The sequence below is a fragment of the Candidatus Desulfatibia sp. genome (assembly GCF_036446775.1).
In the GTDB taxonomy this organism is placed as follows: Bacteria; Desulfobacterota; Desulfobacteria; order Desulfobacterales; family UBA11574; genus Desulfatibia_A.
This window is the reverse complement of the sequence record NZ_JAZFTO010000087.1, coordinates 1-13,458: the sequence shown is the minus strand read 5'-3', so window position 1 is coordinate 13,458 and position 13,458 is coordinate 1. Positions and strand designations below refer to the sequence as shown.

Here is a 13,458-nt window from a genome sequence, read left to right as displayed (position 1 = left end):
GTTTTAAAATACTTTCTCCAACACTTCTATAAAGCGGGCATTCTCCTCGGCAAGACCGACATTAATCCTGATATATTGGGGATACCCATATGATTTCATCGACCGTACAATAACTCCATGTCTGAGCATGCTTTCAAAAATTTCATCAGCGTCTTTTTCTACGTCAATGAGGAAAAAGTTCGTTTGAGTTGGAAAATATTTAATCCCCAGCCGGTCCAGGGCAGCATGCAAATAATCGAGACCTTTATGAGTAAGTTTTAAGGTCTTATTTAAAAAAGCTTTGTCATCAAGCGCTGCTTTTGCGCCGATCTGGGCCAGAGAGCTGGTATTAAAGGGCTGTCTGACTCTGTTCAGCAGACCCGCAATTTTTTCAGGCATGATACCATAGCCGATTCGCAGCCCTGCCAGGCCGTATGCTTTTGAAAATGTACGCAGTGTAACCAGAGGTCTGGCTTCGTCAAGGTACTCAATGCCGCTGGCACAGTTTTTTTGATCTCTTATAAATTCAAAATAGGCCTCGTCTACGACAACAACCACTTCAGGCGGCAAGCTTGCCATAAAGTTCTCAAAGTCTTTTTTAAATATAACGGTTCCCGTGGGATTATTGGGATTACACAAAAAAACCATGCGGGTTCTGGATGTAATCTCAGCCTGCATCCCTTTCAAATCGATGGAAAGAGAACTTAAGGGAACCGCTACGGGTATTGCGGCGGCGCTTCGAACCATTATATCGTACATTAGAAAAGAAGGCTGCGGCAGAACCACTTCATCGCCCGGTTGCAGCAGTGACCAGGTCAACATACCGATAATATCATCGGAACCGTTACCTAAAACGATATTCTTAGGTGACACTTCCAGATGTTGGGACATTTTCTTGATAAGATCATAACCGCTTCCATCAGGATAACGGTTGAGTTTGCCTAAAGCCTCCTGCATGGCCTTAACAGCCATTGGAGACGGGCCCAGTGGATTTTCATTGGAAGCAAGCTTAATGGATTTAGCAATACCATATTCTCGTTCAAGCTCCTCCAGAGGCTTTCCGGGCTTGTAGGGCTTTATCGATAAAATGTTTTCTGGAATGGATATTTTCATATGACGTCTTTGGAATTTAGTCGTTTAATGCCAAGATTTGTGTATTTTTGTGGCTGTAAACCGTAACATTAATCACGAAAACGCGAAAGTACGAAAGCACGAAAGAAAATTTGTCAGCAGGCTCTATTTCCCGTTTCGCAGTGCCGCTTTGCGGCCCTGTTCCAGGGCCTCCAGATTGATGGGAATAAGCTTTTCGCGACCGGCAAAATGTTCTTTGACACACTCGCGCAGCAAATCAAAATCAACAATTTTGCTGCGGGCAACAAAAGCAGCCAATGCTACAACATTGGCCGCTTTTACGCTCCCAACGTCTTGGGCAATGTCGTTGGCCGGTATTAATAGCTCGTCAACATCGTCACGACCCGTATTGATGGAAATTAAAGAACTGTTAATCACTACCACACCGGCCGGTTTCACCAGCGGTGCAAATTTCTCCAAAGAAGGCCGGTTCATGGCAATCAAGTGCAAAGGGTTTCTGATAACCGGAGAGCCAATGGCTCTGTCACTTATCACCACCAGGCAATAGGCGGTCCCGCCCCGCATCTCCGGGCCGTAGGAAGGGATCCAGGCCACTTCGAAGCCCGCTTCCATACCTGCGTGCGCCAGGATCTCTCCGATCAATAAAATTCCCTGCCCGCCAAAACCGGCAAACATGACTTCTTTCTGCATGCAGTTCTCCTAACTATTCGGGTGTCTTGTATTCCCCCAGCGGGAAATAAGGAAGCATATTCTCCTCGGCCCATTTGACCGCCTCCCAAGAAGTAAGCCCCCAGTTGGTCGGGCAGGTATTGATCAGTTCCACCAGGCTGAAGCAGCGCCCGTCGAGCTGATACTGAAAAGCCTTTTTGATGGCTTTTTTGGCCCTGACAATATATTTTGGCTTTATCACGGCCTGTCGGGCCACAAATGCCGGTGTCACCAAGGCGGAAATCAACTCAGCAACCTTAATGGGCATTCCGACCTCTTCAACTTTGCGCCCGGCAGGAGAAGTCGTGGTGCGCTGGTCCGGCAGAGTTGTCGGCGCCATCTGGCCGCCGGTCATACCATAGACCGTATTGTTGATAAAAATAGTGGTAAACTTTTCGCCGCGGTTGGCAGCATGTATAATTTCTCCCATCCCTATGCTTGCCAGATCACCGTCACCCTGATAGGTAAAAACAACCAGGTCAGGTCGAACCCTTTTTATGCCGGTGGCCACTGCCGGAGCTCGTCCGTGAGCAGCCTCTTGAAAATCAAAGGTAAAGTAATTATAGGCCAAAACCGCACATCCTACAGGTGCAATACCGACTGTGCGCCCCCGTATACCCAGCTCGTCGATGACTTCGGCAATCAAGCGGTGAGCGATCCCGTGGGTACAACCCGGACAGTAATGGGTGGCCTGGTCGGAAAGGGCTTCGGGTTTTTTGAATGTTTTTGCCATTATATCAGCTCCTTAACGAAAGATTTAATCACATCGATGATCTCTTCCGGGATCGGCACATCGCCTCCTGCTTTCCCAAACCATTCAACCGGGCATCGGCCGCGAACACTGCGCTCTACATCTTCAACCATTTGTCCCATGCTCATCTCAATACTCACGGCTACCTTACAGCTTTTTCGCCGGACGGCTTCCTCAATGGCTCTTTCCGGAAACGGAAAGAGGGTTTGCGGTCTTACCATGCCCACTTCGAATCCTTCAGCTTTTAAGATATCGATAGCAGTACGGCACACCCTGCTCATGGTGCCGTAGCTGACGATCAGTGCCTTGTAATCGGCATCCAGGTTATAAGACTCATAGCGAACCTCTTCGCGTCGCATACGATCATACTTGGCCTTTAAGACACGATTATGGGCTTCCAACTGCTCTGAATCCAGAAAAAGCGACTTGACCAGGTTGCGCCGGCTGCTTTTGCGAGTCTCCATCCCGTTGGTGGCCCAGTCATCCTTATTGCTCGGCTCGGATTTGAGTTCATCCGGAAATTCCACGGGCTCCATCATCTGGCCGATCAAGCCATCCCCCAGAATCATCACCGGGTTACGATATTTTTCAGCCAATGGAAATGCCTTCATCACCATTTCAACGGCTTCTTGAACACCTGCCGGCGCCATGACCAGCAATCTGTAGTCACCATGCCCGCCCCCTTTGGTCGCCTGAAAATAATCCGCCTGGGATGGAAGGATGCCCCCCAGTCCCGGTCCGCCGCGCATAATATTGACAAAAACTGCCGGGCACTGAGCCCCTGCAATATAGCTTATGGCTTCGCTCATCAGGCTGATACCCGGGCTTGAAGACGTGGTAAAAACCCTGGCTCCACACCCGGCGGCTCCAAAAACCATGTATCCTACAGCAACTTCACTTTCGCCCTGTAAAAATACTCCGCCTACTTCAGGCATCCGCCAGGAGAGGTATTCCGCGATTTCAGATTGAGGTGTAATCGGATAGGCAAAATAGTTCAGGCACCCGGCCCTTATGGCAGCCTCACCGATGGCTTCATTTCCTTTCATCAATATTCTGCCCATGACTTATCTCCACTTGTTGAAGACCCCCGTACCGCTGACGGCGGGACTAAAAGCCGTACGGGAAATGCGCTTGTTATTGCAGTTCCGGTTCGGTGGCATCTTCAACGGTTTTATTAATTGTAATCGCTACATCAGGACACATAATACAGCAGGTTGTGCAGAAAACACAGTCCTCCGGACGTGCTTGATGTGCCGGGAAGTAACCCATCGGATTGACTTCTTCAGAGATTTCCAGAACCTTCTTGGGGCAGACGGCTACACATAGCCCGCAGCCTTTGCACGTATCTTTGTCGATAATATGTTCATATCCCATAAACTTATAACTCCTTTTTCCCGCACATCTCACCCTCTTTGCTTGAATCTCACAGGTTTTTTCCACGGCGGAACAAGCTGTCTTTTTATGACTAAAATCGGACAGTCAAAACGTTTACTGTCTATTGCCGGCAACAGTTCTGCCGCTACGGTAATAAACATCAGCGGTAACGCGCTCTCTTTTGATAAGGCTCTGACAAAATCGTAACCTTTATAGACATCTTCCAGCGAGGTTTCATCGATTAGATTAGCGTTGCCGATGATACCGGTTACAGCTATTTTGGAAGCTTTCTCGATCTTATCACGAATTTTCAGACATCCTGCCACCGTATCGGTAAAAGGTCGAAACGGGTTCACAACCAGCAGCATATTAACATGCTTGTCCCGCAACGGGTCAGCAAGGGTTGCCAGCACTCTGGCTCCGAAGTCTTGGCCCCCGACATCCAGTACTGTCAGCCGGCCCCTTTGGCGGAGCATGCCGGCTACAGCAGGGCTCAATATGGGCAGATCGGCTTGCAGAAGTTCTTCCGGAGGCAATACCACATCTATCCCCAAATCAGAAAGCGGCCCGCGGGCCTCACGCATTCTGAAATAAGGATTGACAAGATCGAGATCCGCAATACGAACGTCAATACCTGCACGCTTGCGGTCCACTGCAAAGTTTATGGCAACCTCGGTTTTCCCACTACCGTAATTTCCTACAACTGCAACAATTCCTTCGAGTTTTTCCACCTTGCTACATCACCAATTCCGTAAAAAAAATAAACTGCCGGATCAGCAATTTAGCTGCTTTGTATTTTCATTTTCTACCACTGTCAAGTTATAAAAATAAAATCGCTGTACGATTTTATAAAGCGTCCGCCTGCGGCGGACTTGAAACCTAAAACGTGATGAATTCGGCTTTATACGAATTATTATACCGGTTTCCATAAACATGTTCCGATTGATTCACTTGGGTTCATAGTTTTAGTAAAGCCGCCGGATGATTTCGTTTAGGTCGGGAAGCTGTCTGAGCAAATTAGAGCGCGTTAAAGCGAACATCATCAACGTGTCTCCATTTGGAGAATAAAATCAATTTGTTGTACTCTATTCTTAACACCATAGCCATGTTCGCTTTTAGGCGCTTTTATTGGCGAGTTCTTGCCGACCTAAACGAAATTATCCGGCGGCGAAAACGGAACGCTATTTTCAGAATCGCTATAATCTCCTGCCGTTGGGCTTGACACTATAGTCACATTTTATTTATAGTTACACCTCTTTAAAATAAAACTTTCCAAGAACACTGGAGAAAGCCATGCCTCAAAAAGCACTAATAACAGGAATCACCGGCCAGGATGGCAGCTATCTGGCTGACCTTCTGCTCAACAAGGGCTACGAAGTCCATGGGCTTATTCGGCGGTCCAGTACGTTTAATACCCATAGGCTCGATCATATCTATGTCGATCCTCATGATCCCAAGGGAAAATTTTACCTGCACTACGGGGACCTGAACGACGGCGGTCAGCTTAGCAACCTGGTTTACAATATTCACCCTGACGAAATCTACCATCTGGGTGCTCAGAGCCATGTCCGGGTCAGCTTTGATATGCCTGAGTTCACCGGAGATATCACAGGATTAGGGACAACCAGAATCCTGGAAGCCATACGCCGAAGCGGTATAAAAACCCGGTTTTACCAGGCCAGCAGCAGTGAAATGTTTGGCGACGCCCCGGCACCCCAAAATGAAGACACGCCCTTCTGGCCCCGAAGCCCGTACGCAGCCGCCAAGGTATATGCTTACTGGATGACAAGGAATTATAGAGAAGGTTACAATATGTTTGCCTGCAATGGTATTTTATTCAACCACGAATCTCCGTTGCGCGGCGAAACATTTGTTACTAGAAAAATTACGCGGGCGCTCGCCCGTATCAAATTTGGGCTGCAGGACAAATTGTATCTCGGCAACCTGGATGCCAAAAGGGATTGGGGGTATGCTCCTGATTATGTAAAAGCGATGTGGTTGATGCTGCAGCAGGATGATCCTCAAGACTTTGTGATTGCTACCGGCCAAAGCCATTCTGTCAGGGAATTTTTGGAGGAAGCTTTCTCATATGCCGATTTAGACTGGAAAGAGTATGTGGAAATCGACCCGAGGTATTTCAGGCCCACGGAGGTTGAACTTCTTTTAGGTGATGCCGGTAAAGCCCAAAAAAACCTGGGATGGGAACCAGAGGTCGGCTTTAAAGAACTGGTACGCTTGATGGTTGATGCCGATATAAAAGCTTTGGAGGAAATGAAACAGTGTCAGGATATTATCCAAAAAATAACAAGCACTAACAAGCCGTAAGACATTGGGCCCAGACAACTCGACCTTAACCTTAACCTGTTGCTTCCATTTCCTTACACAACTTGCTAATGGCCGGCCCGCGCCATGTGCCTCTGCCTGATAATGTCGGCACGCTATTCGATTCCAGGTGCTGTGCGATCTTGTCGAAGCTCATACCATCTTTTCTCAACTCTAAAATATAGTTCGGTAAATTCTTGCGATTAAAATCGGTGGTTTTTACGGTCTGCCCAGCATGTATTGCCGGGGTCCCCGGCTCCGATTTCGATTCTGAACCGGCTCGATCTTCCTCTATGGACTCCAAGCCGCTTCCAAATCGTTGTTTTAGAAACTCGGCAATACTTTCCATGGCCGCGGCTCTGCGCTCATCTGCCTTAACTATAGTTTCAAAGGCATCGGCAAAGCGTCGATGGCTGGCGGCAATATCTTTCAGAGCCTTATTAAGTTCTAAAACAATGTCACTCGAAGCGTGATGGGGGCTCTTTCGGCCGTCGGCATCTCCCCGCCATTGTGACCTCCGATGTTGAGGATCTTTGTAGGACCGGCCGCTTCTTTCATTTTGCCTGAATTTACCGCTGCGCAGATTGTGAAGAAAATCATTCATTTAGACCTCCAGATATATTAAGATAAACCCGCTGCCTTAATAAAAAAAAACATAAATCGAAAATTTGAACCCGCTTAAAAGAAGGGGGTTGTACCTAACAGCAGTGCTTCGCAGCCCGGAAAGGAAGTATTAAATTTTAATGGCCCCTCGACCCCGTCTTAAAGGACGGGTTTTCTCTGATGGGAGTGCTGCGCGAAAGGCAACAGGTCGGCCACAATTCCGATTCGCTCTTTGTCTAATAATTATATCGGCAGATAATCAATTAATGTTAAGAGGTTTTTCACGGAATATATTTTTAATGAAATTCCAGACAGGAAATATGAATGTAAATGATTTCAGCGCGACTGTCAAACAAAAAAAAAGTAGCTTGGAAATTGGGGTGCTAAAGGCTGATTTTTCAGCTGTTTTTGCCCTGTTTTTGCCGATCTTTCAGGCGGCGCCATTTAGCAAGTCTCTGCTTAATGGTTTTTTCGTATCCTCGACCGGTGGGGGAGTAAAAACGACCGCCCTCGAGTTTATCGGGCAAATATTGCTGGGGAACATACGCATTTTTATAATTATGAGCATACTTGTAATCTTTGCCGTAACCCATCCCTTTCATCAGATCGGTGGGTGCATTGCGGACAGAAAAAGGAACAGGCAGCGTACCTGTATCTTTAATACACGCTTTGACCTCTTCGTAGGCTTTATATATGCTGTTGCTTTTGGGAGCCGTGGCAAGATAAACAGCGGCCTGGGCCAGTGCCAGTTCACCTTCGGGATGCCCTAAAAATCTGAAAGCCTCCATGGCACTCAACGCAAGCCTGAGAGCGTACGGGTCTGCATTGCCAACATCCTCGGATGCAAACCTGACCATTCTGCGGGCAATATAAAAGGGGTCTTCACCGGCCGCAAGCATGCGACCGAGCCAATAAAGAGCCGCATCCGGATCACCGCCCCTTAAGCTTTTGTGCAAGGCTGATATAAGATTGTAATGTTCTTCACCATCCTTGTCATATCCCAGGGCCTTTTGTTCTAAAGCCTTCTCTAAGCTTTCAAGCGTTATGCCTGTGGTTTTACCCTCTGGGTCCGGGTCTTGGCCGGAAACCGCCAGGGAAGCTGCTATTTCGAGGCTGTTTAAGGCCGCGCGGGCATCGCCGTCGGCAATTCGTGTCAAATGGGCCATTGCCTGTGGATCGATAGTCAACTCCAAAGTTCCAAGACCCCTTTGCTTGGCTTTAAGGGCACTGTCAATTATAACTTCAAGCTCATCCGGCCCCAGGGCATTTAAAGTTATCACGCGGCATCTTGACATGAGGGCCGGAATCACCTCAAAAGAAGGATTTTCTGTCGTCGCACCTATTAAGGTTATCAGCCCGCTTTCCACATGGTGGAGAAAGGCATCCTGCTGGGCCTTGTTGAACCTGTGGATTTCATCCACAAACAGGACCGTCCTTTTGCGGTACAGGCTCTGCTGCTTTCCAGCCTCCTCAATCACCGAACGGATCTGCTTGATACCTGACAGCACCGCCGAGAATTGAACAAAATGGCTGCTGGTTTCGGCAGCCAGTATGCGGGCAAGGGTTGTTTTGCCGCAACCGGGCGGCCCCCATAGAATCATGGAAAAAATTCGGTCCTGCTCGACGGCGTGACGAATCAGGGTCCCCGGCCCCACCGCATGCTTTTGCCCTACAAATTCATCCAGATTTACAGGGCGCACGCGGTCTGCCAGCGGCCTTGATTCATCGGCAGCTTTTCTGGCTGAAAATTCAAACAGATCCAATTTATCCTCGTTCCTCGTTACAAGTTGCTCGTTATCCGTTTCGGGTTGCCGATCACTGCTTGCCCGGCGTAGCCTTGGCGAAGACGGGATCACCGCCCTCGTCCTGTCCGCTTGCGGAAAATGATTCGAAGCGGTGTTTTGTCAAGCCCGGCCCCGGCCCGGATCTGGTTGGCAAGATAACGTTTATAGGAAAAATGTACGCCTTCCGGATAGTTAACAAAGCAGACAAACGTGGGAGGCCTGGTCGACACCTGGGCGAAATAGTAAATTTTCAGGCGTCTTCCCCGGTAAAGCGAGGGCTCGTTGCGCTCCATGGCGCGCTCCATGATCCTGTTTATCTGCCCCGTCCCGATGCGCCGTGTGTACTGGTTGTAGACCTCATCTACCATCTTGAAAATTTTAGCAACCCTCTGTCCCGTCAGGGCTGAAATCGTCATGGCCGGCGCAAAGCTTATGAATTTGGCCTCCATGCGTAACTGGTCGCGGTATTTTTTTTCGGTTTTGCTGTCTTTTTCCACAATATCCCACTTGTTCAGCAGCAGAATGCATCCGCACCCGCGCTCATAAGCATACCCGGCGATATTGACATCCTGTTCGGTAACCCCTTCAAAAGCATCGATGACAATCAGGGCCACATCACAGCGTTCAAGGCTCTTTAACGCTTTAATAATGGAAAACTTCTCGATTTTTTTTGACACCTTTTTTTTACGCCGGATACCGGCGGTGTCAATAAGTAAATATGACTTCCCGTCAATTTTGACGGCTGAGTCAATGGCATCGCGGGTTGTGCCCGGGATTTCACTGACCACCAGGCGCTTTTGGCCCAGGATGCGGTTAATCAAAGAAGATTTCCCCACGTTGGGCTTGCCCACTACTGCCAGTTTGACCATGTCGTCGCTTTCAGCGGCATCCGTTGGCGGCAATACCCGCACCAGGTCATCTAAAAAATCGGACACGCCGTAGCGATGTTCAGCCGACAAAGGATACAATTTCTCCAGACCCAGGCTGTAATATTCGTAGAGCTTTACCTCCTGTTCAAGTGCGTCGATCTTGTTGACCACATAAAAAACCGGCTTGGCGACTTCACGCAGAATTTTGACGATATCTTCATCAAACGGAGAGATTCCGCCCTTGCCGTCCAACAGCAGAACGACAACGTCGGAATCTTCGATGGCCTGCAGGATCTGGAAGCGGATCTCGGGCGCAAAACAATCCTGATCCTCACCGACGAATCCTCCCGTATCTACCAGCGTAAAATCAACACCGTCCCAGGCGGCATCACCATAATGACGATCTCTGGTAACGCCGGGCATATTATCCACAATAGCGTCGCGGGAGCGGGTTATGCGGTTAAAAAGGGTGGATTTGCCCACATTGGGCCGGCCTACAATAGCGACAATCGGTTTCATAATATTAACAACTCTTGTATGCGTTCACAGGTTCAGTGTTCAACGTTCAGGGTTACCTTCCTGTTGGGTTCACAGAATTAGAGTTCACCACTGCCCGACCGACGGCAGGCGAGGTTCAGGGTTGTCTTTATTCGTTGAACCTCTGAACCCTGAACCTTTGAACCCATGAACGGTTACCTAATTTTTTATATAACCTTATCCGCAGATTACGCAGATTAACACAGATCATTTTATCTAACGGCTCGCCTTTCGAAATTTAAATGCGATGTTCAGGTATAAATCACCAGATTCAAACCTGGAATACCTTTAAAATCCTTCTCATTTCCGGTCAGCAGCGTAAGCCCGTTCTGAATTGCCTGGCTTGCCAGCCATAAATCCTGTACACGATAGCGGTGGTCTCTTCCTTCTTTGCGGAGATAGGCGGCAAGTCGGCCGAAGATCCAGCCGGTATTCTCATCAATGATAACAAAAGGCTTCTTTCGCAACCGATCCAGTGATGCCAGGCGTTTCTGGCGAATCTGCTCGTTTTTGGCCATCTCGGCCCCAAATGCCAATTCAGCCAATGAAACCGGTGAAATAAACACAGGGTCTTCTCCGGTATACCTGGTTACATCGGCCGGTGCAATCAAACCTCTTTCGACGTCTATCCAAATGCACGTATCGATCAGGAATCCCATGGATCACGAAGCTCTTCAGATAAGGTTGCGGGCATGCGGCTCTCATCCAACCAGTCTTTGGCAGCATCCTGAGGTAATGTCCGGTAAAGATCCGCCATGGCTTCCAGGGCCGTCATGTGAGGAGGGCCTGGTATCAAGCGGGCGATCTTATGGTTATTTCTAACGATGATGATCTCCTCACCGCCAAATTCGACCCTGTCCAATGCTCGTTTCAGATTTTTGGCAAATTCCGTTGCCGTCATGATTCCCATGATTACACCCCGTCTTTTACTTAAATTATGCAAATCAAAAAAGAAATCTTTTTTTAAGATCTTTATGCAGGCTTTAGATTATCAGATAATCCTACTAAATCAGATTATCATATTAGTGTCAAGCCCTGCTGCCGGTGTTATGTGTAGCTGACACAACGCATTCCAAGTGCAGGAAACATCTACTTGATTTGAAACGCTCAATTTATGATCTGTTGACTTTGGGCCCTTTTTAGGCTACTATTTTGGGGTAAGTATTAGTACCTCAATTGAAATAGTATTTGGAGGCGTTATTATGGAAACGTTGACTCAAAAAAAGATTTCAATCAGCCTTGATCAAAAACAGTTCTTAGCTGAATACAAAAAGTGGGGATTTTCAGATCAAAGCAGCATTGTTCGAGCAGCTCTCACACGGTTCATAAGGGAAATAACAACAAAAGAGCGTAAGGCCTTGATGCAAAAGAAAGCCAAAGAACTTCTGCCTGACTACACACAAGACCAAGAGCTTACCGCCTTTACCGATTTAGATGGGGAGGATTTCCGGTGAAACAAGGCGAAATATGGGAAATAAACCTGAGTCCCACTATTGGCGCTGAAATTAAGAAGAAACGCCCGGCAGTGATAATAAATGATGATTCCATTGGAGTTTTGCCTCTGAGAGTAATTGTCCCCGTAACAGAATGGAAGAATCAATTCAGCGGGGCCGTCTGGATGGTAAGAATTGAGCCGGGCATCGAAAACAAACTCTCAAAACCATCCGCCATTGATACCTTTCAGATCAGGTCCGTGTCCACCGCCAGATTTATCAAAAAACTCGGCTCGGTTTCACCCGATATCTTAACCTCTATTAAAGCCGCCGTCAAAGCCGTAATAGATGCTGAATAGCCTAATATCTTAAACGCTTAAAATTTACTTGCCCTTTGATATTTATGCATCAAAGATATCCCCGATTACAAGGATACCCTAAGGAAAAAAGAATTTGTCCGGCATAATTTTCAGCCTGCGCGATTACCAGAGAGAGTGCCTGGAATCAATTCTTGAGCGTTACCGGGCCGGTGTGCGTCGCCAGCTCACAAGCCTTCCCACCGGGTCCGGTAAAACTGTGATATTTGCTGAGTTTCCCCGCTATTTCAGCATGAAAAAGCAGATGCTGGTGTTGGCTCATCGCCGGGAGCTTCTCGATCAGGCCTGTGATAAGATCAGGCGCGCAAACCCCAATCTGTGTGTGGCGGTGGAGCAGGCCGGACGAAGCGCGGATCCCGATTGCGATGTCGTGGTGGCCAGCGTGCCCACCTTGGGCCGTAAAGGATCAAAACGTTTACAGCGCCTTGACCCGGACCGTTTCTTTTTGATCGTGGTTGATGAAGCGCACCATGCCACGGCAGCCACCTACATTCGAGTCCTCGAATACTTCGGCGTGTTTTCCCCTGACACCCGCAAGCTGCTGGTCGGCTTCACCGCCACTCCCAAGCGCGGTGACGGCAAGGGACTCGACGCCGTATTCCAGGAAATTGTGTTTTCCAAGGGATTGCCGGAGATGATCCAGGCCGGCTACTTGGCGCCGATGGCGGGGTATCGCATCGAGACCGATATCGATCTGTCGAGGGTCAAAACGCGGATGGGTGATTTTGTGGTCTCACATTTATCCCGGGCCGTAAATGTTGAGGCGCGCAATGATCTGGTTGTCAAGGTCTTTCGCAGCCATCTTGAAAGCCGGCAGACCATATGTTTCTGTGTGGATGTAGCCCATGCCCGCAGTGTAGCCGCCGCTTTTAATGCACAAGGGATTGCAGCCGCCGCCGTTAGTGGAGACATGGAGCGCCGCGAACGCAAAAAGTATCATCCGGATATCGAGGTTGAGAAATACAGTATTCAAGACGATCATTTGCATATAGTGATTATCATTCCGCCCAAATATTCGGTTTCGAGCATCATTGGAAAAATTAAGGCCAATACAAGCCGAGAGATACGACAGCATTTCAAATGGATAAGAAAGATGTATGAGCGCAATGAATTTTGGTCTCCTGGTTTCTTTTCGTCCACAGTTGGTATCGATGAAGACGTCATTAAAAAATATGTAGAGTTTCAAGAAAAAATGGATAAAGGGCAATTGCAATTAAGCTTCGATTTCAAATTTTAAGTGCCACGGGCGTAAGCCCGTGGGTATCTACTTTTTTTGAATATTGAGAATATTTTCCTAAATTTGTCTGTATATCAGTGATATTGTGCATTTTTGTCTGAATATTGGGATATTAAGCAAAATCGCTCATTTTTCTGGTTTCAATATTTACGTAAATATTTAATAATAGTCTGAAAATACAATAATTAGTTATATCCATATAGTTGATGCATCGGTAATATTGCGCGTTTTTGCGCACCACTCAATAGTTATGCCCCAAGAATTGACTAAAAATTGTATTTTGGTATAATTAATGAAGATTCGCTTTTATATTGATAAAGAATCCGGGCTTCCTCACATTTACAGACATGAGGTGCGGGAAGATGAGGTCGAGGACGTACTCCACAAATCCG

At 47.7% G+C, this 13,458-nt stretch carries 15 protein-coding genes; 4 read left to right on the top strand and 11 right to left on the bottom strand.

Annotated features, from left to right (window positions below):
• Window positions 1-3: 3 nt before the first annotated feature.
• The 6 genes from hisC to V3S16_RS03860 form a co-directional block, all read right to left on the bottom strand.
• On the bottom strand, window positions 4-1,092 hold the full coding sequence (gene hisC / locus V3S16_RS03885) for a histidinol-phosphate transaminase (RefSeq protein WP_413883364.1): 1,089 nt from the start codon (window positions 1,090-1,092) through the stop codon (window positions 4-6).
• A 123-nt stretch (window positions 1,093-1,215) separates the two neighbouring features.
• Entirely contained in the window at window positions 1,216-1,761 is a 546-nt protein-coding gene (locus V3S16_RS03880; RefSeq protein WP_413883363.1) for a 2-oxoacid:acceptor oxidoreductase family protein, read from the bottom strand.
• 13 nt (window positions 1,762-1,774) lie between these two features.
• Window positions 1,775-2,512, bottom strand: a complete 738-nt coding sequence (locus tag V3S16_RS03875; RefSeq protein ID WP_413883362.1) for a thiamine pyrophosphate-dependent enzyme — start codon at window positions 2,510-2,512, stop codon at window positions 1,775-1,777.
• Window positions 2,512-3,591, bottom strand: a complete 1,080-nt coding sequence (gene vorB, locus V3S16_RS03870) for a 3-methyl-2-oxobutanoate dehydrogenase subunit VorB (protein ID WP_413883361.1) — start codon at window positions 3,589-3,591, stop codon at window positions 2,512-2,514. The genes V3S16_RS03875 and vorB overlap by 1 nt, the downstream gene beginning before the upstream one ends.
• A 73-nt stretch (window positions 3,592-3,664) precedes the next feature.
• Window positions 3,665-3,904: a ferredoxin family protein gene (locus V3S16_RS03865; RefSeq protein WP_413883360.1), complete on the bottom strand. Its 240-nt coding sequence runs from the start codon at window positions 3,902-3,904 to the stop codon at window positions 3,665-3,667.
• Between the two features lie 29 nt (window positions 3,905-3,933).
• Complete coding sequence (locus V3S16_RS03860) at window positions 3,934-4,635, bottom strand: cobalamin biosynthesis protein CbiA (protein WP_413883359.1); 702 nt, start codon at window positions 4,633-4,635, stop codon at window positions 3,934-3,936.
• Window positions 4,636-5,197: 562 nt separating this feature from the next.
• On the opposite strand from V3S16_RS03860, the gene gmd reads away from it, so the two are divergent.
• The gene (gene gmd / locus V3S16_RS03855; RefSeq protein ID WP_413883358.1) at window positions 5,198-6,229 is read left to right on the top strand and encodes a GDP-mannose 4,6-dehydratase; all 1,032 of its coding nucleotides are present in this window, start codon (window positions 5,198-5,200) and stop codon (window positions 6,227-6,229) included.
• Between the two features lie 31 nt (window positions 6,230-6,260).
• Here the strand turns inward: gmd and V3S16_RS03850 are convergent, their stop codons facing one another.
• The 5 genes from V3S16_RS03850 to V3S16_RS03830 form a co-directional block, all read right to left on the bottom strand.
• On the bottom strand, window positions 6,261-6,830 hold the full coding sequence (locus V3S16_RS03850; RefSeq protein WP_413883357.1) for a hypothetical protein: 570 nt from the start codon (window positions 6,828-6,830) through the stop codon (window positions 6,261-6,263).
• 397 nt (window positions 6,831-7,227) lie between these two features.
• On the bottom strand, window positions 7,228-8,592 hold the full coding sequence (locus V3S16_RS03845) for a replication-associated recombination protein A (RefSeq protein ID WP_413883356.1): 1,365 nt from the start codon (window positions 8,590-8,592) through the stop codon (window positions 7,228-7,230).
• Window positions 8,593-8,681: 89 nt separating this feature from the next.
• Window positions 8,682-10,001, bottom strand: coding sequence for a ribosome biogenesis GTPase Der (gene der / locus V3S16_RS03840; protein WP_413883355.1), 1,320 nt, complete (start codon window positions 9,999-10,001; stop codon window positions 8,682-8,684).
• A 269-nt stretch (window positions 10,002-10,270) separates the two neighbouring features.
• Window positions 10,271-10,678, bottom strand: a complete 408-nt coding sequence (locus V3S16_RS03835) for a type II toxin-antitoxin system VapC family toxin (protein WP_413883354.1) — start codon at window positions 10,676-10,678, stop codon at window positions 10,271-10,273.
• Window positions 10,666-10,929 (bottom strand): type II toxin-antitoxin system Phd/YefM family antitoxin, encoded by a 264-nt coding sequence (locus V3S16_RS03830; RefSeq protein ID WP_413883353.1) that lies wholly within the window; start codon window positions 10,927-10,929, stop codon window positions 10,666-10,668. Before V3S16_RS03830 ends, V3S16_RS03835 begins: the two co-directional genes overlap by 13 nt.
• Before the next feature lie 292 nt (window positions 10,930-11,221).
• On the opposite strand from V3S16_RS03830, the gene V3S16_RS03825 reads away from it, so the two are divergent.
• From V3S16_RS03825 to tnpA, 3 genes are all read left to right on the top strand, one after another.
• On the top strand, window positions 11,222-11,473 hold the full coding sequence (locus V3S16_RS03825; protein ID WP_413883352.1) for a hypothetical protein: 252 nt from the start codon (window positions 11,222-11,224) through the stop codon (window positions 11,471-11,473).
• On the top strand, window positions 11,470-11,811 hold the full coding sequence (locus tag V3S16_RS03820) for a type II toxin-antitoxin system PemK/MazF family toxin (protein ID WP_413883351.1): 342 nt from the start codon (window positions 11,470-11,472) through the stop codon (window positions 11,809-11,811). Before V3S16_RS03825 ends, V3S16_RS03820 begins: the two co-directional genes overlap by 4 nt.
• Before the next feature lie 94 nt (window positions 11,812-11,905).
• Complete coding sequence (tnpA, locus tag V3S16_RS03815) at window positions 11,906-13,066, top strand: IS200/IS605 family transposase (protein ID WP_413883350.1); 1,161 nt, start codon at window positions 11,906-11,908, stop codon at window positions 13,064-13,066.
• Window positions 13,067-13,458: the final 392 nt, after the last annotated feature.